This is a genomic window from Thermoleptolyngbya oregonensis NK1-22 (genome assembly GCF_032705245.1).
Taxonomy (GTDB): Bacteria; Cyanobacteriota; Cyanobacteriia; order Elainellales; family Elainellaceae; genus Thermoleptolyngbya; species Thermoleptolyngbya sichuanensis.
The window spans coordinates 1,428,576-1,449,214 of sequence record NZ_CP053540.1; the positions used below are offsets into that span (position 1 = coordinate 1,428,576).

A 20,639-nucleotide genomic window follows, 5' to 3' on the forward strand; every position below is an offset into this window, starting at 1 on the left:
ATGGACTGGCTGCGACTGCAAAAGGCACTGGCGATCGAGGCGGAGCGGGGCTTCAATGACCTGGAGGGCAACCAGCACCGCTTTAGCGAGTTTTTGGCGCTGACGCTGCGAGAGCCGCCGACCGACCTGCCGATTGTGGAACAGGAACGGCTGCGGGCGATCGCCCACGAGTTTTCCCGCTATTCTGACCTCACCTTTGCCCAGCGGCAGCATCTCGTCGCCGATACGCGCCGAGTGCTATACCAGACGAAACGCTCAGCAGAAGATCGGGCGCAAGCGAAGGAATCTGAAGGGGCGTTAGCGAAGGTTTCCGAAGGAATCGCCCAAGATTCAGACAACACCGCCGCGACGGCGGCAACCCCGACCCGCACCGCCCCAAAAACGAAAGTTCCCAAAGCCATTCCCCTGGTTGAAAAAAGCAGTCGGTTGACGCTTGACCAGTCCGTGACCTACCTCCCTGGCGTGGGCGCAAAAAACGCCGAACGTCTGGCAAAGCTAGGGCTACACACGGTTCGCGACCTGCTTTACTACTACCCCCGCGACCACATCGACTACGCCCGCCAGGTGAATATCCGCGACCTAGAGCCAGGGGAAACCGTGACGCTGATCGGCACGGTAAAAAGCTGTACCGTCTTCAACAGTCCGCGCAACCCCAAGCTGGCCATTTTTGAGATGACCGTGCGCGACCACACCGGGCAAATCAAGCTCAGCCGATTTTACGCCGGGGCGCGGTTTCGCAGTCGCGGCTGGCAAGAGCAGCAAAAGCGGCTGTATCCGCCAGGGGCAGTGGTGGCTGCGTCGGGATTGGTGAAGCAGGGCAAATCGGGCAAAACGCTGGACGACCCGCAGATCGAGGTGATCGACCATATTGGCGGGTCGATCGAGTCGATGAAGGTGGGGCGCGTGGTGCCGGTGTATCCGTTGACGGAGGGCGTGCAGGCAGACGTGGTGCGAAAAGCAGTGCTGGGGGCGCTGCCCGCCGTGAGCCAGTTGCAAGAGGCGTTGCCCAACGGCCTGCGCGAAAAGTATGGACTGGTGGGCATTCAGGAGGCGATCGCCCACATTCACTTTCCACCAGAGGGCGAATCCCTCGCCGCCGCCCGTCGTCGCTTGGTGTTTGACGAATTTTTCTACCTGCAACTGGGCCTGCTCAAGCGCCGCCAAACCCAGCGCCAGGAACAGACCAGCGCCGTCCTCGCGCCGACGGGCAAGCTCATCGACGAGTTCTACAACATCCTGCCATTCCAACTGACAAACGCCCAGCAGCGCGTCGTCAACGACATTCTCAACGACCTGCAACAGACCGCACCAATGAATCGCCTGGTGCAGGGCGACGTGGGTTCTGGGAAAACGGTGGTGGCCGTGGTGGCAATTTTGGCGGCGATCCAGGCGGGCTTTCAGGCGGCGCTGATGGCTCCGACCGAAGTTCTAGCCGAGCAGCACTATCGCAAACTGGTGGGCTGGTTCAACCCACTGCACCTTTCTGTAGAACTGCTGACCGGATCGACCAAAGCCGCCAAGCGTCGCCAAATTCACGACGACCTGGCCACGGGCGCACTGCCGCTGCTGGTGGGCACTCATGCGCTGATCGAAGATCCGGTGCAGTTCTCGCGCCTAGGGCTGGTGGTAATCGACGAGCAGCATCGTTTTGGGGTGCAGCAGCGGGCGCGGCTCCAGCAAAAGGGCGACCATCCCCATGTGCTGACCATGACCGCCACGCCGATTCCCCGGACGCTGGCGCTGACGCTGCACGGCGATCTGGACGTGAGCCAGATTGACGAACTGCCGCCGGGTCGCAAGGCGATTCAGACCAACGTGCTGACGGCCAAAGAGCGATCGCACGCCTACGACCTCATGCGCCGCGAAATCGCCCAGGGTCGGCAGGTCTATATCGTGCTGCCGCTGGTGGAGGAGTCGGAAAAGCTGGATCTCAAATCAGCGATTGAGGAGTATCAGCGGCTCCGAGATGTGATCTTTCCCGAATTTCAAATCGGTCTGCTGCACGGGCGCATGACCTCCGCCGAAAAAGACGAGGCCATTTCTCAATTTCGTGAGGGGCAAACCCAAATTCTGGTTTCAACGACGGTGGTGGAGGTCGGCGTGGACGTGCCCAACGCCACCGTCATGCTGATCGAACACGCGGAACGGTTTGGCCTGTCGCAGCTTCATCAGCTCCGGGGGCGGGTCGGACGGGGCGCGGCTCAGTCCTTTTGCCTGCTAATGAGCAGCACCAAGTCGGAAACTGCTCGCCAGCGGCTGAAAGTGCTGGAGCAGTCCCAAGACGGCTTTTTCATTTCAGAAATGGACATGCGCTTTCGCGGGCCGGGCGAAGTGCTGGGGACACGCCAATCGGGATTGCCCGACTTTGCCCTGGCCAGCTTGGTGGAAGATCAGGACGTGCTGAACCTGGCCCGCGAAGCTGCCGAAACCGCCATGACCAAAGACCCCACGCTCGATCGCTGGCCGCTGATGAAGTCTGAACTGACCTATCGCTATCGCAAGCTCATGGGCGGCACGATTCTAACGTAATCCGAGTTTGGAGAATCGGAGGTGGGTCAGCAGGCGGGAGAAAGCCCCCCGTTTCGACTCCCAACCCCGGCCCCGCATTGCTGTAAAGTGACAATATGTACGACAATGACGACCTTTCTGTGCTGGCGGCGGAGCTAGATCTTGACCTGGAAAGTCCACTAGACAAGCTCGACGAGTCCGACAGCGAGACAGAAGCCCCCAAGCCTGATCCCGATGAAATGCTGGCGCTGCTGGAGTCGCCCCAACCTCAGCAGCGGATGCTGGCTGCGCGTGCGTTTTGCGAATTGGAAGATGCGCGGGCCGTGCCGCATCTGATTCGGCTTCTGAATGAGGCTTGTCCGCTGGTGCGGGTGAGCGCGGCCTATGCGCTGGGACGAAACCCCAGTAGCGAGGCAGTGGAGCCACTGATCGCGCAGTTTCAAAAAGACTGGAACGGCTACGTGCGAAAGGGCATTGTGTGGGCGCTGGGGAATAGCCGCGATCGCCGCGTGTTGGAGCCTCTGTTAGTGGCGCTAAAAACCGACATTCCGGCAGTCCGCCTGTGGGCCGCTAGCGCCCTGGCGCAAATGTCCTTTGTGGGATACGACGAAATCATCGCCGCCATTCCGCCGCTGATCGAAGCGCTGCGCCGCGACCCGATCGCCGCCGTGCGGAGCAACTGTGCCTGGTCGGTGGGTCAGCTTTGCCGCGAGTTGCCGTCGAATGTGGTCTATGCCACGGCGATTGACGCGCTGATCGAGGCGTTTGCCGAAGACGAAGAAATGGGCGTTCGCGAAGATGCCAAACTGTCGATGCTGAAGCTGGGCGATCCGCGCGGGCTTCAGGTGATTGAAGAACTGGAGCAGGAAGGGTTTTAGGCAGGGCGTATCCCACTTTTGCAGCCCTCACCCTAAATCCCTCTCCCAAAGCGGGAGAGGGACTTCCAATCCGGCTCCCCTTCTCCCAAAGCGGGAGAGGGACTTCCAATCCGGCTCCCCTTCTCCCAAAGCGGGAGAGGGACTTCCAATCCGGCTCCCCTTCTCCCAAAGCGGGAGAAGGGGCTGGGGGATGAGGGCAAACTTGCAGAACTGGGATGCGCTCTTTAGGCAGGACTGATGTACTTGTAGAGTAACGGCTCGGCAAGCCAAAATCCTACTCAATTATCCAAAACCCTACTCCCCATAAAACTCATCGATGCGCTCCACATAATCCAACTGCGCCAAGTTCAGGAGCGTCTCGCGCCAGTTTGGGCTGTGGGTTTCACCCATGCAGAGGATCTGTGCCGCGCTGCACCGGATGCGCCCCGGACTGTGGGGATAGAACTCAATCGCTGGGTTGAGGGCTTGGACTTCTGCCTGATGCTCGGCGCTGCGGGGAATGCAAAACTCGTAGCGGAGCGATCGCCCTCCATCCGCTGGCCCCACCAATCCCTCCGGCGAAACCTGAGACAGGTCAAAGCTGATTTTGCTCAGGCTGGCTAGCGCAGGTGAACAGGACAAAAGGGCGATCGCCCCTACTCCGCAAATTCCCACAACCCGCATTAGGCGTAGTTTTTTACCCATCGCCGCAAATCCAAACTCGCACATCCAAAATCAAGCAACAACTTAAGCAGCCCAACTTCGAGGCACGGGGTGCGTAAAAATTGGGCTGCGGCTAGAACCCTACAGCAGTTCGATGTTTGACAGGGTAAACTCCGTCGTGGTCTGCGTATCGCACTGGGTCGAGTGAATCACCTGGCGCGTCAGCAGATAATAGCCGCCGAAGTTTTCGTAGGTGCTGTCTACGCGGTTCTCGCGCACAACTTCACCCGTTTCGGCGTTGCGGAAGGTCACGTCGTAGCCCGTTGAGATGTAGCCCGCGCCCGTGTCGAGGCTGCTGTGGTGGTTAATCACAAAGGCGTTGCCCCCCATGACGCGGCTCACCTGGCAGATCTCGTTGTTTCGCAGCTTGTAGTTTGACCCCATCGCGTCGCCGCTGACGAGGATTTCAACCGCACCCGTCTCATCGGTGTTGCCCAGCGAGAAGCGGTTTTTGCCGTGGGTCTGCTCAAAGCTGCTGCGCTTGCGGTGGGTCACGATTTCCCAGAGCATTCCCTGGAGCGACTCGCGCACTGCCTCATCCGACAGTTCGACGACCTCATAGCTCAGGTCAGCGTTTACCCGCACCTTGCCTGTATAGGTTTCGCCGCCCTGAGTCAGGGTCACGTCAGCCGTGAAGCCTGGAAAATGCTCATCCCAGGTATAGCGATTCTCGTAGGCCGCCCGAAAAAGCGATTGAGCGTCTAGCGTGGTTTGCGTCATGAGGAAAGCTCCTAAGCCGTTTCATTTAGGATCTTAGCGGCTGCGGCCACGCCTGCGCCGGGGGTTACGCCGTCGTACCCCAACTCAATCAGCGTGGCTTCTAGCGCACCTACGGCCGTCAAAATGTCGCGATCGCACACAAAGCCCAAGTGCCCCACGCGGAAAATCTTGCCCTTCAGGTCGTCCTGTCCGCCAGCCAGCGCAATGTCGAATTTCTTCTTCATTACCGAGCGAATTTTCTCGGACTCTACGCCCACCGGAGCCACGGCAGTAATCGCAGGGCTGGACGTGCCATCGGCGGCAAACAGCGGCAGCCCCAGGGCCTTCATGGCAGCGCGAGTGGCGTTCATCTGGCGATGGTGTCGCGCAAAGATATTTTCCAACCCCTCTGCCTGCATCATTTTCAGTGCCGCTTGCAGCGCAAAGAACATATTCACAGGTGGCGTGAAGGGCGTGGTGTTTTTTGCCGCGTCTTTGCGATATTTGCCCAGATCGAGATAAAAGCGGGGAATCTTAGCAGTGGCGTAGGCTTCCCAGGCTTTGGGGCCGACCGCAACAAAGCCCAATCCCGGCGGCAGCATAAAGCCCTTTTGGGAACCCGACGCAACCACATCCAGCCCCCATTCGTCAATGGGCACGTTGGTTGCGCCCAGGCTGGTGACGGCATCCACGATAATCAGCGCCCCGTGGGCCTTGACGTGCCGATTGATGGTTTCCAGGTCGTTCAGCACGCCCGTCGAGGTTTCGCTGTGGGTGACGATGACAGCCTTGATGTCCTTGGCAGTGTCGGCTTCTAGGCGGGTGCGAAAGTCTTCGGGGTCTAGTGCTTTGCCCCATTCGGCGGTGACGCGCTCCACGTTTAGCCCAAAGCCCTCCGCAAGCTGGGCCCAGCGATCGCCAAATTTGCCGTTTGTGCCCACCAACACGCGATCGCCCGGACTCAAAAAATTAATGATCCCCGCTTCCATTGCGCCCGTGCCGCTGGCCGTCAGGATCAGCACGTCGTTCTCCGTCTGGTGCAGCCACTTTAGCCCTGCGGTCACCTCCGCCATGATCGTGCCAAACTCGCCGCTGCGGTGGCCAATCGGGTGCTTTGCCAGCGCCAACAGCACCGACTCCGGCACAGGTGTCGGGCCGGGAATCATCAACATCAGCTTATTGTCCATTGCTCTGTCCTGCCTCTGAACTCAGGGGAATTTAGATTTTGCGTCGATCTAATATTTTGGGGCATTTTTGGAGTATCTATCAGAATGCCACATTCTGGAGAGCGCAGGCGTTGGGATGGCAAGACCCAAGGTTGGGTCTTCTGCACGTTAGATTCTTTAGATTTTGGATTGGGGATTTTGGATTTTGGATTGACAAACTAAGCCGCCAAAATCCAAAACCCAAAATCTAAAATCGAAAATCCTCCTTATCTGTTCTTACTCGTTTGCACCAGAATTGCTCCGTACTTCACGGTGCAGATAGCGCAGCACTTCGCCGGGGCGACCGTCGAGGACGATGCCGTGGGGCGGAAAGTCGAGGGCGTGCGTCCACTCGAAGCGTTCGGCATAGCGGAGCAGGTGCAGACGGTCAATCGCCATCTGAGCATCTTCGGGGAGGCCGATGATGCAGTGGCGCAGGCGGCGACGGTGGGGCAGTTCGCAGGTGAGCGGGGGCAGCGAAAACTGGGTCGCTTCCGAAAGTGGGGACGACCAAGTGTATTGAACTGTCAGCATTTGGGGTTTCCTCCAGGAAACGAGTGGGTAGGAAACCCCGAAATGTTGGCCGCCCACGGACGTGAAGCGCTGGGACAGGGCGGCCTACAATGGACGCAGCCCTGAGACAGGCCCGATCTGTCGAGGGGTCAGGCGTTGGTGGGTGCTGCTAACACCTGCCAATGCCGTAGATGACTAAACGACCAAAATTTCGGGGGGAAAGTGGGCTGCGTCGAAGGGAACCAACGGGCAGCTTGATGGACGATTGTACTGGATGCGTTTCACTGACGCAAGAGAATTTTAGATAGGACTTACGCAGTTAGACGATTTCTCTCGGGCGCAGCCCGCGAGAAATTGTCCAAAAACCCAAAGAGATGATCGCAAGTGTGTCAGTCCTGTTGGATTTTGGATTGGGGCGGGACGGGGCTGTCGGCGGGGGCATGGAGGGCGATCGCCCTTCGTCAACGCCAGAGTTTCCCCAACTAGAGTTTCTCAAGCAAGTTTCCCAAACTAGGGCTTCTCAAGCACGTTTTCCAAGCACGTTTTCCAAAAACACATTCCCTAACAAGACGCTCTCCCGGTGCTGCAATGGGCGGTCGAGAAAGCGTCTTGTCGAGGTGCAAATCAAAGCGCAAATCCGGCGGGATGCCAGCGCTATGCCGCCACTTCCTGAGCGTCTTCCTCCATCTCTATCGGGACGACCTCAGCCGCCACACTGGCGATGAGTTGGAGATAGAGTTGCCCCAGGCGCGATGCAACGCTGTCCCAGCTAAAGCCGAGTTCGACGCGCTGGCGACCCGCATGGCCCAGCTTGTCTCGCCAGGCGGGGTTTTTGAGGATGCGGGCGATCGCCCTGGCAAAGGCCTCAGCATCTTTGGGCGGCACCAGCAGACCTGTGACTTCGGGGACAACGGTATATTGCAGCCCACCCACATTGCTGGCCACGACGGGCGTATGGCTGGCCATTGCCTCAATGGGCACCAGGCCAAAGGGTTCATAGTGGCTGGGCACCACGCACACATCCGCCGCCGCGTAATAGAGATGCAAGTTGGTGTCACCCAGGCGGCCGGGGAATTGGGTTATGGCGGTCAGCCCCAGCGCTTGCACAATGCCTTCGATGCGATCGCGCTCCAGCCCATCACTTTTGCCGGGGCGACTGCCGCCGCCAATCACCAGCTTCAGATTGGGAAGATGCCGCAAATCAGACTCTCCTACAGCCCGAACCAGCGTTTCAATGCCCTTGCGCGGGTCAAATCGCCCCACATATAGTACGATCTTATCTTCGGGCGCAAAGCCAAGCTGCTGGCGGGCTTCGGCGCGGGTGACTTGGCCAAAGCGGCTAATGTCAGTACCACAGGGAATCATGTCGATGCGCCCCTGGGTGGAAACGAGCGATCGCATGTGTTCTCGCTCTTGGGGACTGGTCGCCACCACCGAATCCACCGTTTCCAGGCAGTCTTTTTCGACCATCAGGCGTTTCGCGCCAATCGGCGGCAAATCGCCCAGCGTGCGATACTTCACCGCACCCAGCGAGTGGTAAGTATGCACCTGCACCAGCGACGGCATCTGGTTCTTTAGCCGCATCCCCACCCACGACGAGAGCCAGTAATGGGTGTGAACGAGCGAATACTCAACCCCTTCCTGCGTTTGAAAGGCGAGAAACTGCTCAACAAACTCCGGCAAATAGTCGAACAGCACATCGCGGCTCATAAACTCTGCCGGGCCAGCCGCCAGCCGAATCGTCCGGCAATGGGGCTGGTGTTCCACAATCATCGGCTGCTCTGGGTCGCTGCGGCGCGTAAACATATCTACCTGCCAGCCCTGCGCGGCCAGTGTTTCACCAACCTGGCGCACGTAGACATTTTGCCCGCCTGCCTCTTCCTGTCCAATCTCAGCCGCCGGATCTCCGTCCACCGAAATCAGAGCAACACGATGCTTCTGAGTCAGAAACATGCTTTTCACCTCATGGTTAACGTTTTGCCGACACGCGAACCAGAGGTGTTCTCTTAGAAGTAAAAGATTCCCTCAGCGATCGCGGGCCAGCACATCTCAGCAATCGATACGTACTAGCGATGAACACCGACGAGAATCAGGACACACCAACCAAGCCAGCCTCTCCTCCACCCAGGACGTGCCTTAGAACCTTTTGATCCCCCCAGCCCCCCTTGTTAAGGGGGGAACCGAGCCAAACCACTCCGGAAGTCCCCCTTGATAAGGGGGATCTAGGGGGATCGACTCAAGGCAATCAACGACCTAGAAGGCTTTAAGACACTGCCCACGACAAACCGTTATCGTCTCGGAAGCCACGAGGGTAGAAATCCCTTTTGGGTCAGCTCTCAATCCAGACTCGGCCACTTGGCTGATACAAGATTCAAAAGCTACCGCAGACTTGCTGGACTTTCGTTTGTCTAGGCTCCAGTGCTTTCTAAATCACTAATGATCTTGGAAGCATTAAATTAGGCTGGCTTATCGTTTAATTGAGAAGATATCTCATTTCAAATTGTTTCGTCAACGTTGTACGCTGCCAAATCTTCACGCTAGGGTCTAGTCGTGGTAAGGCTTTTGACCGATCAGAAAAGCAGCTTGTAAGTTGTAAGCTTGGCTACAAAACGCTGCAAAACTGTGATCTGAACTGTAGTCTGAACAAAAGATCTGAAGACTTTCCCTGCTTTTCTGCCTGGAAATGTGGGAGATGAGATGATAAGACTTAAGATATTAATAGGGCTTAATTCCTATCGGGATACCGGGAATATTCGCCAAGGGCATCCCACCTAGCGTTAAGCTCTAAACTGTGCGTCGAAATTCCTTGGCGATCGCGCCGATCCTGTTTACCCGCCATTCTCCAGCCAGTCTATGTCTCCTACTTCCACACCCGCCGCTCCCAAAGTTTCCAAGGTCGAAGGCATCAAAGAGCGCAGCCACGGGCTGAGGGAACCCGTCGCCACCGAGCTGCGGCAAGACACCACCCACTTCACCGAAGATGCGGTGCAGATCCTCAAGTTTCACGGCTCCTATCAGCAAGACAACCGCGACAACCGGGTCAAAGGTCAGGAGAAAGACTATCAGTTTATGCTGCGGACGCGCAGCCCTGGCGGCATTATTCCTGCCCAGCTTTATCTGGCGCTGGACACGCTCTCGGAGCAGTATGGCAACCACACGCTGCGGGCGACAACGCGGCAAGGCTTCCAGATTCACGGCATTCTTAAAAAGAACCTGAAAACGGTGATGGCCACCATTGTCCGCAATCTGGGGTCTACGCTTGGGGCTTGCGGCGACCTGAATCGCAACGTTATGGCCCCACCCGCCCCGTTCAAGGATCGCCCCGAATACGCGCTGGCGTGGGAGTATGCAAACAACATTGCTGATTTGCTCACGCCGCAGACGGGAGCCTATTACGAAATTTGGCTGGATGGCGAAAAGGTAATTTCCGCTGAGGAGCATCCCGACGTGGTGGCGGCCCGCCAGCGCAACGGCAACCGCACCATCTTTCACGACCACGAAGAGCCGATCTACGGTACGCAGTACATGCCCCGCAAGTTCAAAGCCTGCGTGACCGTTCCTGGCGACAACTCAGTCGATCTGTTTTCCCAAGACCTGGGGCTGGTGGTGATGACTGACGACCAGGGTAACTTGGAGGGCTTCAACATTTACGCGGGCGGCGGGCTAGGGCGGACGCACAACAAGGAGGAAACTTTTGCGCGGGTGGCTGACCCGATTGGCTATGTCGATAAAGCTGATATTTACGATGCGGTGAAGGCGATCGTGGCGACGCAGCGGGACTACGGCGATCGCGCTGAGCGCCGCCACGCCCGCATGAAGTATCTGATTCACGATTGGGGCGTGGATAAGTTTCGCAGCATGGTGGAGAGCTATCTGGGCAAGCCGCTGCAACCGCTGAAGCCTCTGCCGCCGTTTGAATATAAGGATTTTCTGGGCTGGCATGAGCAGGGCGACGGAAAACTGTTTTTGGGCATTTCGGTGGAAAATGGCCGCGTCAAGGATGAGGGCGCGTTTCAGCTTAAAACTGCTCTGCGCGAGATTGAGCAAACCTTCGCGCTGCCCATGCGCCTGACCCCGCATCAGAACATTCTGCTGCACGACATCGCACCGGGCGATCGCCCCAAAATTCAAGCCATCCTGACCCGCTGCGGCATTCAGGCAGAAACCGACATCGATACGCTGGTGCGTTATTCCATGGCCTGTCCGGCGTTGCCCACCTGCGGGCTGGCGATCGCCGAATCTGAACGCGCCCTGCCCACCGTGCTGGAGCGGATTCGCACCCTGCTGGATCGCGTGGGCCTGCCCGATGAGCATTTCGTCGTGCGGATGACGGGCTGCCCCAATGGCTGCGCTCGCCCCTACCTGGCGGAAATTGGCTTTGTTGGACAAGCGCCCGATGCCTATCAGCTTTGGCTGGGAGCCGATCCGCACCAGACTCGCCTTGGCCTGGTCTATATGGACAAGATGCCGATTCAAGACCTGGAAAAAACGCTGGAGCCGCTGTTCGTCTTTTTCAAACAAAAGCGCAACGCCAACGAGAGCTTTGGGGATTTTGCCCATCGCGTTGGTCTGGAGGCCTTGCGTCAGTTTGCAGCGACGTACAAGCCTGGCCAGGTCGCCAAACCCGCCCGCCCCGGCAAGGCCCGCTACCGCATCGGCATCCGCGATGAGGTGTATGAAAAGCTGAAGGCGATCGCCACTGACCAGGGCCTCTCCATGACCGACATCACCACCCAGGCGCTAGAGGAATACCTGAAGCAGTTTGGTCGCTAGCCGCAGGTCAACGCGCTGGGCAAGCACTCTGGGCAAGCACTCTGGGCAAGCGCTCTGGGCAAGCACTCTGGGCAAGCACTCTGGGCAAGCACTCTGGGCAAGCACTCTGGGCAAGTTAGACCGAATCTTTGGGACTGTTGCCATGACCCAAGCTCTATCCCCTTCCACCGAGCAGCGATTCGTCCAGACGGGCGTAAGCTGGGACAGCTTCCAGGCGATTCAGCGAGGGTTTGCCGATTCGCCTGGGGTGCGGCTGTTTTATTACCAGATGATGTATTTCTTGATGAGGTCAGCACCGTTGATTGCGCTGATTTCAGCGAGTCCGTCTACCCGCTATCCTGCTTGGTGACTGAGGACAGTTCACTGATAGTTTGCTGACGGTTTGCTAACGGTTTACTGACAATTTACTGTTACTGACGGCTTACCAAGGACAAAAGGCGGCGCAGGGTTCATAATTTTATGTGAGGAGATAAAATCCATGCAACGGCTCTACCATTTGCCTGTGATGTCGCTGAGCGTGCTGACGAAGATCGCAGGAACGATCAGCGTGGTGTTGATGTCTGCGCTGTCTGTCCAGGCAACTCCAGAACTCTTGAAAACTCATCAGGATACGCTTCATCCCCAGCAGGACGGAGCCGATGTTGCAGGACTTGCACTGCTGGCCCAGGCAAGGCGACTGCCCGAATCGCTAGAGCAGCTTGAAGCAGAGGCGACGCGCAGCCAGGGGCGGGGTCTGTCTGGTGTTCAGCCGTCTGCGCCGGAGCCAGAAACCGTCGTCGCGCCCACGCTAGACGCTTCGACCCGCGCTGAGGATTTGTGGGTCGAAGAGACGCTGGAGGTCGAGCCGACGTTTTCCCCCCGAAATGCACCGGATGGGGTTGAAGTGCCCGTCCTTGTGCCCGCTCAGCAGCAGTCGTCTCTGACCGCGCTAGATTCGGAGGCGATCGCCCAAATTCCTGCCCTATACGACTTTGAGCAGGGCAATGCGCTCCGCTTTCAGCTTGCGAGCGATCTGCCCGATCCCACGGCTCTGCAAAGCTCCCTGCGGCGGCGCGTAGTGCGGACGACGATCCAAAGCACGGGGCTGTCAGCGGTGGCCAGCCTGCGACAACCCCTCAGCGCAGACAGCTACATTCACCTAGCGGTGGTGGGCGGCACTACGGCGCTGGGAGCCGACTTGGGCGTGGTGTTCGGCAACTTTGGCGCGAATGTGTTTAGCCAGCGATCGCACTTGGGCGCGTTCAAAGGGGGCGATCGCGACGTAGACCTGCCCACAGGCGATACGCCCTGGATTCACCGACTGGGCGGCGGCGTGGAATACACCTTTTCCATTGGCAATGAAATCGAGTCGGCGCTAGGCGTGACCTATCAGCGGGTGTCGGTGCGCGACGATTTCTTTTCAGACAATATTTTCCCCAGAGATGAGAACGGCAATCGCTTCACCGTAGAAAATAACGGGATTGATGACCTAGTCAGCGTGGACTTTGTGGCAGCGGTCGATCGCCGCAACGACGGAGCCTATTCTACCGAAGGCTCTCTGCTGCGGTTTGGGGCAAGCCAGGGTTTTCTGATCGACACGGACGATGCCTTTACCCGGTTCACTGGCTCCTATACCCACTACCTGCCGTTGAATCTGTTCGGCTTTGATCGGGGGCCTCGGACGCTGGTGTTAAACGTGCAGGCGGGCACAACCCTGGGCGATGTGCCGCCCTACATTGGCTTTAACCTGGGCGGCAACAACTCGGTGCGGGGCTTTTCGGGCGGCGGCATCAGCACCAGCAGCAGTTTTATCCAAGCCACTGCGGAATATCGCTTTCCGGTTGCCCGGTTGAACCTGTTTAACCGCGATATCGACCTGCGCGGTATCCTGTTCATCGACTACGCCAATGACCTGGGCACGGCCGATGACGTGATCGGCGAACCCGCCATCGCCCGCGACAAGCCCGGCGAGGGTTTTGGCTTTGGGGCAGGGTTGCAAGCCCGCACGCCGCTGGGCTTTGGTCGGCTAGAGTTTGGCTTTACCGACACGGGCGAGAGCAGGCTGATTGCCACCTTTGGCGATCGCTTCTAGCCCATGACGGAAAAAGAAAAAACGAAAAAAGAAAAACGAAGAACGAAGAAGTTTCGTTTTTCGTGAAGTTTCGTTTTTCGTTCTTCCTTCTTCGTTCTTCCCTCTTCCCTCTTCCCTCAATGCTGCCACACCCGCACCGTGTTGTCTGAACTGCCGCTGGCGAGATAGCGACCGTTGCCGCTGAGGGCGATCGCATTCACGCTATCGCCATGCCCCACTAGGGTATCGATCAGCCGCCCGCTGGCCACATCCCACAGCTTGATCGTGGCATCGCTGCTGCCGCTAAAGAGAATCTTGCCGTCGGGACTGAACGCCAGGGCATTCACCTCGCGGGTGTGGTCGGTGAGGTTGTGCAGCAGTTCGCTGGTTTGCAGATTCCAGATCTTGACGCTCTTGTCGCGGCTGCCGCTGGCCAGCGTCAGGTTGTCGGGGTGGAAGGCGAGGGCATTCACCGCGCTGACGTGGCCCGACAGCAGGCGAAGCTGTTCGCCCGTTTGCAGGCTCCAGATCCGCACCTTGTTGTCTAGCCCGCCGCTGGCAAAGGTGCGCCCATCGCGACCGATGGCGATCGCCTTGATCATGCTCAGCACCCCCGGCAGCACCTTGACCACCGCGCCATTGGCCAGGCTCCACAGGCGAATCGTCCGGTCTTCGCCGCCGCTGATCAGCAGCCGCCCATCGGGGCTAATGGCTAGGGCATTCACATCGCGGCTGTGGCCGGATAAGTTTCGCAGGGGCGCACCCGTGGGCAAATACCAGGCTTTAATCAAACAGTCGTCGCCCGCGCTCAGCAAGGTGCGCCCGTCGGGGCTGACGGCTACGGCGTTGACATCGCGGCTATGGCCCGCCAGGTTAAACAGCAGGTTGCCCTGGGTTAGGTTCCACACTTTTACCGTGTCGTCTAGGCTGCCGCTGACCACGACCGACCCCGCTTCGTCCACTGCCACGCTCGTTACCCAGGAGCCATGCCCCACCAGAGTATGAATACAGCGCCAGCCAGAGATTTGCGGCACTGTCGGGCGTACCAGCGGCGGGCGCGAGGTGGGCGGCGCAGAGGTGGGTGGATTGGACGGGCGGGCGGGCGAGGCGACCGGAGACGCGGCTCGCTGGGGGGCGGCCGCCTGGGGTGAAGCTGCCGCACGGGGTGACGGAGCGTCAGAGGGCTGGGGAGCAGTCTGAGGAGCGGGCGATCGCCCCGGTCGGCTCGTCGGCAAGAAATAGTCGGCATTCAAATCGCGCATCACCTCATCGGCCGACTGGTAGCGCTCCGACACCAGATCCTTCAGCATTTGGTTGAGCATGTGCGCCAGTTGATCGCTGACCAGCGTGCCCTTTTCTGCCAGGTATTCTCGCCAGGTCCAGCGACCCTCCAGCGGGTCATAGAGATTATCTGGCCGCACCTGCGTCATCAGGTGAATGCAGGTCGCCCCCAGGCTGTAGAGGTCGCTGGCGGGATAGGCGCGACCGCTGCGAAACTGCTCGATCGGCGCATAGCCCTCTGTGCCGATGCGGGTTCCCGTGGCGACGGGCGCATCGCCAAGCTGCTTGGCTACGCCGAAGTCGATCAGCACCAGACGGCGATCGCCCTGTCGCCGCAGGATATTGGTCGGCGTAATGTCGCGATGGATCACCTGGCGCTGATGCACAAACCGCAGCACCGGCAGAATATCCGCCAGCACCTCTCGAATCTGGCGCTCTCCAAACGCCCCGGTCTGCCGCATTTCCTGGAGCAGGCTCTGCCCCTCGACAAACTGCTGCACCAGATAGAGGTAGTTGTCCTGCTCAAAATAGGCCAGCAGCGTGGGAATTTGTGGATGCTCGCCCAGCTCATCCAGCCGCACTGCCTCCTGGTTAAACAGCCGCACCGCTTTTTCTAGCGACTTTGTGCCCTGCACCTGCGGCGAAAACTGCTTCACCACGCAGCGCGTCCCCAAGCGATCCTCATCCAGCGCCAGATAGGTGCGCCCAAATCCACCCTGGCCGATGGGGTGCTGGGGTCGATATCGTCCCCGCAGGAGTGGCGTTAGCGTGGCTCCACAACTCTGACACATCTTTGCATCGTCAGGGTTTTGGGGGCTTTTACACTTGGGGTTTAGGCAACAAGTCATGGTGGTAGCGCACTGAGGCTCGTATGGTTCATTGTCCCCCGGATCGGAACGGAGCGAACAAGACAACGACTCCGCTGCCTCCAGAGATTTCCTCGATTCCCTGACCCGGCTGGTATTGCTGGCTGAAACCCCACCGTCAAAAAGCTCGTCAAACAGCTTTAGATGCTTTAGACATAAAGCTTTTAGACATAAAGCCCTTAGACATAAAGCCCTTAGACATAGAGCTTAGGCATGAGCAGCAATACCCGCGCCTTCCTGCTCAAGATAGATTGTTTGGTTTCGTTTGGTTTCGTTTAGTCCAGTGCGGCAGCAAAGAACAGTCTGGCGATCGCGCTCCGTTCACGCTTCAAAGCAACACCCTTCGCTAATGCTAACCCCAAGCCCGCCGAACGGAAAAATTTGGTTAGGATTTCGGGACGTGGGCTGAGGAATCTTGCCCCGGATTGGGCGATCGCCGCTGCACAATGCCCTGCCGAAAGCCCAACACCACCAGCACATTCGCCAGGGTCAAAAACGCCTCTGCGCTGCCGTGTAGCCAGTCCACATTGGCCAGCGACTCGCCCACCACCCGCTCCGCATAAATCCCCGCCGGAATCGTCACCGCCACAAACACCAGCGTCATATAAAACCCCACCAGCGCCAGTCGGGGCGTATTGCCTGCCTTTGTCAAAAACCACAAAAAGCCGAGGTAGGGAAAGAGAGAGAGGGCAAAGAGGGTTTCTTTGGAAAACATTGCAGAGAGCAGGGTGGGAGTTTTGCAAACTAGACTGGAGATCGGGAAGAGGAGGCGACGGCGGTTGCGGATGTTGAGGAGTTGCAGTTGCGACTCTGGTGGCATCTGAGGAAAGTCCGGGCTCCCGAAAGACCAGACCTGCTTGGTAACGCCAAGTGCGCGTGAGCGTGAGGATAGTGCCACAGAAACATACCGCCCAGGCGATTTGAGATTGGCGATTGGCGATTTTGGAGACAATCCTAAGTCCTAAATCCAAAATCTAAAATCAAGATCCCAACCCTGGGTAAGGGTGCAAAGGTGCGGTAAGAGCGCACCAGCAGCGTCGAGAGGCGCTGGCTCGGTAAACCCCGGTCGGGAGCAAGGTCGAAGGAGCAACGGTTGGTCTTTTACCGGCTCCGAGGTGCAGTGTATGCTGCATCTGCCAATCCGCTAGAGGTGTCTGGCGACAGGCATCCCAGATAGATAACTGCCCTCGGCTGGCTTGCCAGTGCGAGAACAGAACCCGGCTTATGTCCGCCTCTTCCCTCCCATTTTCTCTAACAGGGCTTACGCACTTGCGATCAGTTTTCTGGATTTTAGAGAATTTCTTGCGCCCGCAAGAAATTCTCTAACTGCTTAATTCCTGAGTTTGGGGGCGATCGCCCTTCTGGCTAAAAGACCCGCAGTTTGCCAGGTCTTACAGTCTGCTAGAGCGGCGATCGCCCCCTAAATCGTCGCCTTCAGCCGCGACAAACACTCGCAACACACCCACTGTCGCAGCAGCACGGTCATTGGCTCAGACTTAAATCAGCAGCACGGTGCCGTTTTCGTCAACCGACAGGTTAATGGTGCCCGAATCGTCCGAAAGCTGTTCGCTGACGATCACCTGAATCACGTTACCTTCCACCAGCACATCTACGCTCAGCCCAATATTTGTGCCCAGCGGATAGACTAGCAGATTAATCGGCAGCGGCAGAAAGCTGGTTGTCGTAGTGCCAAAGGCGGTCTGGCTGTTGGGGGCGATTTGCCGCTCGGCGGAGGCGGGCTGCGTCAGGGCGGCGGCAATGGTAGCTCGACCGCCGTTGATGATTTCAATCCGGATGGGACGCGCTGGGTTGACGCGGCCGACCCGCTCTTCGCTGATTTGGGCAATTCGCGAAGCGCTGCCTACGGGAATCGCCTCTGGTGCGAGGGCTGTTGCTGTCTGAGCCTGGGCCGGGGCATCCAGCGTCAGCCCAATCGCTCCAACGAGGGCGATCGCGCTTCCCAGCATTAATTTCAAGGCTTGGTTCAAGGTCATGTTCAAGCTTGGGTTTGCGTTCTGGCTCTGGGTCGAGGTCATGCTCAATTTCATAGAGTTTTGAAGTCCTGATTAAAAATTTAATTCTGCTAGTTTCTGCTGGGTTTTGCTGAAGTTTGTGAACTCAGCGTTTCAGGGGGTGTTTGAAAAGGTATCGTCTGTAATGTTAGGCACTCAGAGATCCCCCCTAGCCCCCCTTAAAAAGGGGGGAAACTGCCTTAGAGTCCCCCTTTTTAAGGGGGATTTAGGGGGATCTTGCACGCTTTGCTACAAACAGTAGGACTTTTCAAACATTCTCTCAGGCTGAAGCAGTCGATTCAACGGCACCCTCCATGCTGAGCAACATACAGCATTTTTGAAGCTAATGAAGTACGCAGCAGGCTGCGAAACCTTCGTCTTTTCAGGACAGCGCGTCCTTTACCCTGCAAAAAAATGCTATAGCATCTGCCCCAATTTTTTGAGGATTTGCGGCGCTACATCGGATTTTTGGTAAACCATGCGATAATGCTAATTGACTGAAGGGGAGTAGCTACCCGGCGCGTTCCGGGAACCTGAATCAACACACTGGGGATGACCCTGGTTCAGGTGATGCCCTTGGCTTTTGCGGAAAGCGCCTGCCAAGCATTCAGTGAGACCTTCACTAAGTCCACACGTTGAGTGGGCTTGGTGGAGCGTGCTGCCTCTCATCGAGTCCACTCAGGTTTTGCTGCTGATCCTGAGGAGAGACAAGAACATGAGCGGAGCAGGTTTTTTACATCAGCTATATCAGCCCAGTTTGTTTGAAGCGTTTGTGGCAGGGCTGCTGCTGATTACGGTTTCAGAACTGGGCGACAAGACGTTTTTCATCGGCGTGATCTTGGCAACGCGACATCGGCGATCGCTCGTCTTCATTGGCGTAGTGAGTGCGCTGGCGGCGATGACGCTGATTTCGGTGATGATGGGGCGAGTGGTGTCGCTGTTTTCCCCTACTGTTGTGCATTACGCTGAAATTGCGCTGTTCCTAGCGTTTGGCAGCCAGCTTTTGCTCAAGGGGTGGCGCATGGCCGACGAACCCTGCGCCGAGGCCTGCGAAGAGGCGATGGAAACCATCACGCAGTCGGAACAGGTGCTCGTCAAGCGGCCGACCAGTCTGGCGGTGGTTTTGCAGGCCTTTGGGCTGACGTTTCTGGCAGAATGGGGCGATCGCACGCAAATTGCCACTATCGGTCTGGCGGCGGCCAAAAATCCCATCGGGGTATCGGTGGGCGCAATTTTGGGGCACGCCATCTGCGCGGCGATCGCCGTCATTGGGGGCCGGCTGATCGCAGGTCGCCTGTCGGAAAAAACGCTGACTCTGCTTGGTGGTGCGCTGTTCCTAGTCTTCGCGGCGATCGCCACAGCAAACGGCGTGTAGCCCCTGCCCTGCTCTGAATCCCCGATTTCTGCATGAAGCTCACCACTCGCGGACACTACAGCGTCAAAGCCTTGCTGGATCTGGCCCTGCAACCCGGCGGCGGGCCGGCCTCGGTGCGGGCGATCGCCACTCGGCAACAGCTTCCGGCACCCTATTTGGAAAAGCTGCTGATCGAGATGCGTCAGGCGGGATTGGTGAAATCTGTGCGCGGTGTGCAGGGTGGCTATCAACTGGCGCGGCCGCCCGCCCAAATTTCGCTGGGGCAAATCCTGGAAGCCGTCGGCGAACAGGTCGATCCGCTGCCGCGCCATAGCCCCGACACCGACCAGGCCGAAGACTGGGTGACGCTGACGCTCTGGCATCGCCTGCACGACAAACTGCGCGATGCCCTACACAGCATCTCCCTCGAAGACCTCTATTTCGATGCCAAGAGCCGCCAAGCAACGCAGGGGGAAACACCCCACTTTATCGTCTGAAAAACGGCTGAAAAACTGCCGAAGACTGTCGGAAAACCGCCGAAAAACTGTTGGGAAACCTTACGATTCCTCTTCGTCCTTGGGGCCGACGGCCATTTGCACGACGAAGGGGACACCGCCCTCTTTGTGGTAGCGATCGCCCCATTCCCGCAGCACCTGATCCAGATCGGTCAGCGCGTCTTCAATGCGGTCTTCGGGAATGTCCAACTCTTCCAACACTCGCAAGACGCGGGGCTGATACTCCGCCCAGTCGCGCATCAGGCGGAAGTAGCGGGCAGTGTCCTCCACCATGATGTAGGTGCGCTCTTCGCGGTCGGCCGGCGAATAGAAGGCGCGGGTAAGCGCGTAGAACGGCATTCCCCACGGCGAATCTACCCGCGTCACCGTACCGGAGTAGAGCAGGCGGCGCTTGATATGCTCAGACAGCGCTTCGCTCATGGGCAGGCGGCGGTCTTCGGGCAGGTCTTCCTGCGATCGCTCGTGCAGAAACTCGATGATGTCCATGAACTGGAACGAGTTGATCAACTGCGCGTCGGGCAGGTTGGGCGGCAGTTTCTCTTCGATCTGGCGCTTTTCTTCCATCGTCAGGCTGCTGCCTGCAATGCGCGATCGCCCTGGTTGCCAGGGAAACTGCTCCATCCACACGTAGGGCAACTGGATCAGGTAGCGCGGCTCCTGAGAACCCAGCATCTTCAGCAGCTTGCCTTCGGTGAGGGCCTGACGCACCTCTTCGACAATAACCTTCACCCGCTTGGGTTCGATGTGGTGCAAATGCCCCGTCATCCGCAGGTTTTGATCCTGCTCTAGGTAGGTCATATAAATCGCGCACTTGGCGGCGGTGGCCGCTGCGTCTAGAAATGCACCGTGGCGATGTCCGCCCGTCCGCATTGCGCTAAATGCCAGGTAGAGCATGATCTGATCCATCGCACTCGGACTCAGGCGCTTGATCAGATCCAAATCAGTAGTCATCTTGTTAGGAAGAGCCGTTGCAATAAGTGGGTATCAGAGTGAGTATCAGAATGATTGCAGACTGTACGATTGGCAACGTACAATCCTTCCGAAAATACCCCTAGCTTAAACCATATCGCCAAATTCTGAACAGAGCTTTAGCGGGTCTAAGGCTGGAGGCTGCAAGGTTTGCAAGTCGTGCAGGCAATCTTGCAAGCGGGTGGCGATCGCCGCTCCACAGGTCTCCCTGCGAACAGCAGATTCGTCAATCAGACAGGTGGAATCAGACAGGTGGAATTAGACAGGTGGAATCAGACAGGCGGCAGATCTCCCTTCAAACGGTCTGGTCAAAC

Annotated in this window: 16 protein-coding genes and 1 other RNA gene; 8 read left to right on the forward strand and 9 right to left on the reverse strand. The window is 58.1% G+C overall.

Features of this window, described 5'->3' with window-relative positions:
- A complete protein-coding gene (gene recG, locus HNI00_RS06120; RefSeq protein ID WP_316791598.1) occupies positions 1 to 2,529 on the forward strand; it encodes an ATP-dependent DNA helicase RecG in 2,529 nt (842 codons plus the stop codon).
- Between the two features lie 95 nt (positions 2,530 to 2,624).
- Positions 2,625 to 3,386: a HEAT repeat domain-containing protein gene (locus tag HNI00_RS06125; RefSeq protein ID WP_316791600.1), complete on the forward strand. Its 762-nt coding sequence runs from the start codon at positions 2,625 to 2,627 to the stop codon at positions 3,384 to 3,386.
- Positions 3,387 to 3,680: 294 nt separating this feature from the next.
- Here HNI00_RS06125 and HNI00_RS06130 read toward each other — a convergent pair whose 3' ends face one another.
- From HNI00_RS06130 to HNI00_RS06150, 5 genes are all read right to left on the reverse strand, one after another.
- Entirely contained in the window at positions 3,681 to 4,070 is a 390-nt protein-coding gene (locus HNI00_RS06130) for a hypothetical protein (RefSeq protein ID WP_316791602.1), read from the reverse strand.
- Between the two features lie 99 nt (positions 4,071 to 4,169).
- Positions 4,170 to 4,808 (reverse strand): DUF3386 domain-containing protein, encoded by a 639-nt coding sequence (locus HNI00_RS06135; protein ID WP_316791604.1) that lies wholly within the window; start codon positions 4,806 to 4,808, stop codon positions 4,170 to 4,172.
- 11 nt (positions 4,809 to 4,819) lie between these two features.
- The gene (locus HNI00_RS06140; protein ID WP_316791607.1) at positions 4,820 to 5,974 is read right to left on the reverse strand and encodes a pyridoxal-phosphate-dependent aminotransferase family protein; all 1,155 of its coding nucleotides are present in this window, start codon (positions 5,972 to 5,974) and stop codon (positions 4,820 to 4,822) included.
- Positions 5,975 to 6,229: 255 nt separating this feature from the next.
- Positions 6,230 to 6,526 (reverse strand): hypothetical protein, encoded by a 297-nt coding sequence (locus HNI00_RS06145; protein ID WP_316791609.1) that lies wholly within the window; start codon positions 6,524 to 6,526, stop codon positions 6,230 to 6,232.
- A gap of 633 nt (positions 6,527 to 7,159) precedes the next feature.
- Complete coding sequence (locus HNI00_RS06150) at positions 7,160 to 8,458, reverse strand: glycosyltransferase family 4 protein (protein WP_316791611.1); 1,299 nt, start codon at positions 8,456 to 8,458, stop codon at positions 7,160 to 7,162.
- A gap of 900 nt (positions 8,459 to 9,358) precedes the next feature.
- On the opposite strand from HNI00_RS06150, the gene sir reads away from it, so the two are divergent.
- From sir to HNI00_RS06165, 3 genes are all read left to right on the forward strand, one after another.
- The gene (sir, locus tag HNI00_RS06155; RefSeq protein WP_316791613.1) at positions 9,359 to 11,278 is read left to right on the forward strand and encodes a sulfite reductase, ferredoxin dependent; all 1,920 of its coding nucleotides are present in this window, start codon (positions 9,359 to 9,361) and stop codon (positions 11,276 to 11,278) included.
- Positions 11,279 to 11,420: 142 nt separating this feature from the next.
- Entirely contained in the window at positions 11,421 to 11,627 is a 207-nt protein-coding gene (locus HNI00_RS06160; protein ID WP_297077230.1) for a hypothetical protein, read from the forward strand.
- Positions 11,628 to 11,756: 129 nt separating this feature from the next.
- Positions 11,757 to 13,349, forward strand: coding sequence for a BamA/TamA family outer membrane protein (locus HNI00_RS06165; RefSeq protein ID WP_316791617.1), 1,593 nt, complete (start codon positions 11,757 to 11,759; stop codon positions 13,347 to 13,349).
- 116 nt (positions 13,350 to 13,465) lie between these two features.
- Here HNI00_RS06165 and HNI00_RS06170 read toward each other — a convergent pair whose 3' ends face one another.
- The gene (locus HNI00_RS06170) at positions 13,466 to 15,457 is read right to left on the reverse strand and encodes a protein kinase domain-containing protein (protein WP_420156253.1); all 1,992 of its coding nucleotides are present in this window, start codon (positions 15,455 to 15,457) and stop codon (positions 13,466 to 13,468) included.
- A 403-nt stretch (positions 15,458 to 15,860) separates the two neighbouring features.
- Positions 15,861 to 16,190, reverse strand: coding sequence for a DUF3593 domain-containing protein (locus HNI00_RS06175; protein ID WP_297080701.1), 330 nt, complete (start codon positions 16,188 to 16,190; stop codon positions 15,861 to 15,863).
- Between the two features lie 47 nt (positions 16,191 to 16,237).
- On the opposite strand from HNI00_RS06175, the gene rnpB reads away from it, so the two are divergent.
- An RNA gene (gene rnpB, locus HNI00_RS06180) (RNase P RNA component class A) lies at positions 16,238 to 16,718 on the forward strand.
- Between the two features lie 253 nt (positions 16,719 to 16,971).
- On the opposite strand, the gene HNI00_RS06185 is transcribed toward rnpB, so the two are convergent.
- On the reverse strand, positions 16,972 to 17,469 hold the full coding sequence (locus HNI00_RS06185) for a hypothetical protein (RefSeq protein ID WP_316791628.1): 498 nt from the start codon (positions 17,467 to 17,469) through the stop codon (positions 16,972 to 16,974).
- 775 nt (positions 17,470 to 18,244) lie between these two features.
- Here HNI00_RS06185 and HNI00_RS06190 point away from each other — a divergent pair.
- Together HNI00_RS06190 and HNI00_RS06195 are read left to right on the forward strand one after the other, a co-directional pair.
- Entirely contained in the window at positions 18,245 to 18,862 is a 618-nt protein-coding gene (locus tag HNI00_RS06190; protein ID WP_420156319.1) for a TMEM165/GDT1 family protein, read from the forward strand.
- Between the two features lie 32 nt (positions 18,863 to 18,894).
- Positions 18,895 to 19,338, forward strand: coding sequence for an RrF2 family transcriptional regulator (locus HNI00_RS06195; protein WP_316791631.1), 444 nt, complete (start codon positions 18,895 to 18,897; stop codon positions 19,336 to 19,338).
- Between the two features lie 60 nt (positions 19,339 to 19,398).
- Here HNI00_RS06195 and hetR read toward each other — a convergent pair whose 3' ends face one another.
- Positions 19,399 to 20,307 (reverse strand): heterocyst differentiation master regulator HetR, encoded by a 909-nt coding sequence (gene hetR / locus HNI00_RS06200; protein WP_297080704.1) that lies wholly within the window; start codon positions 20,305 to 20,307, stop codon positions 19,399 to 19,401.
- Positions 20,308 to 20,639: the final 332 nt, after the last annotated feature.

What these genes read in the sequence shown, in the direction of transcription:
- recG (WP_316791598.1), top strand. Translation starts at nt 1, where the DNA reads ATGGACTGGCTGCGACTGCAAAAGGCACTGGCGATCGAGGCGGAGCGG.
- HNI00_RS06185 (WP_316791628.1), bottom strand. Translation starts at nt 17,469, where the DNA reads ATGACCTTGAACCAAGCCTTGAAATTAATGCTGGGAAGCGCGATCGCC.
- HNI00_RS06195 (WP_316791631.1), top strand. Translation starts at nt 18,895, where the DNA reads ATGAAGCTCACCACTCGCGGACACTACAGCGTCAAAGCCTTGCTGGAT.
- HNI00_RS06170 (WP_420156253.1), bottom strand. Translation starts at nt 15,457, where the DNA reads ATGACTTGTTGCCTAAACCCCAAGTGTAAAAGCCCCCAAAACCCTGAC.
- HNI00_RS06130 (WP_316791602.1), bottom strand. Translation starts at nt 4,070, where the DNA reads ATGGGTAAAAAACTACGCCTAATGCGGGTTGTGGGAATTTGCGGAGTA.
- HNI00_RS06125 (WP_316791600.1), top strand. Translation starts at nt 2,625, where the DNA reads ATGTACGACAATGACGACCTTTCTGTGCTGGCGGCGGAGCTAGATCTT.
- HNI00_RS06140 (WP_316791607.1), bottom strand. Translation starts at nt 5,974, where the DNA reads ATGGACAATAAGCTGATGTTGATGATTCCCGGCCCGACACCTGTGCCG.
- HNI00_RS06150 (WP_316791611.1), bottom strand. Translation starts at nt 8,458, where the DNA reads ATGTTTCTGACTCAGAAGCATCGTGTTGCTCTGATTTCGGTGGACGGA.
- hetR (WP_297080704.1), bottom strand. Translation starts at nt 20,307, where the DNA reads ATGACTACTGATTTGGATCTGATCAAGCGCCTGAGTCCGAGTGCGATG.
- HNI00_RS06135 (WP_316791604.1), bottom strand. Translation starts at nt 4,808, where the DNA reads ATGACGCAAACCACGCTAGACGCTCAATCGCTTTTTCGGGCGGCCTAC.
- sir (WP_316791613.1), top strand. Translation starts at nt 9,359, where the DNA reads ATGTCTCCTACTTCCACACCCGCCGCTCCCAAAGTTTCCAAGGTCGAA.
- HNI00_RS06160 (WP_297077230.1), top strand. Translation starts at nt 11,421, where the DNA reads ATGACCCAAGCTCTATCCCCTTCCACCGAGCAGCGATTCGTCCAGACG.
- HNI00_RS06175 (WP_297080701.1), bottom strand. Translation starts at nt 16,190, where the DNA reads ATGTTTTCCAAAGAAACCCTCTTTGCCCTCTCTCTCTTTCCCTACCTC.
- HNI00_RS06145 (WP_316791609.1), bottom strand. Translation starts at nt 6,526, where the DNA reads ATGCTGACAGTTCAATACACTTGGTCGTCCCCACTTTCGGAAGCGACC.
- HNI00_RS06165 (WP_316791617.1), top strand. Translation starts at nt 11,757, where the DNA reads ATGCAACGGCTCTACCATTTGCCTGTGATGTCGCTGAGCGTGCTGACG.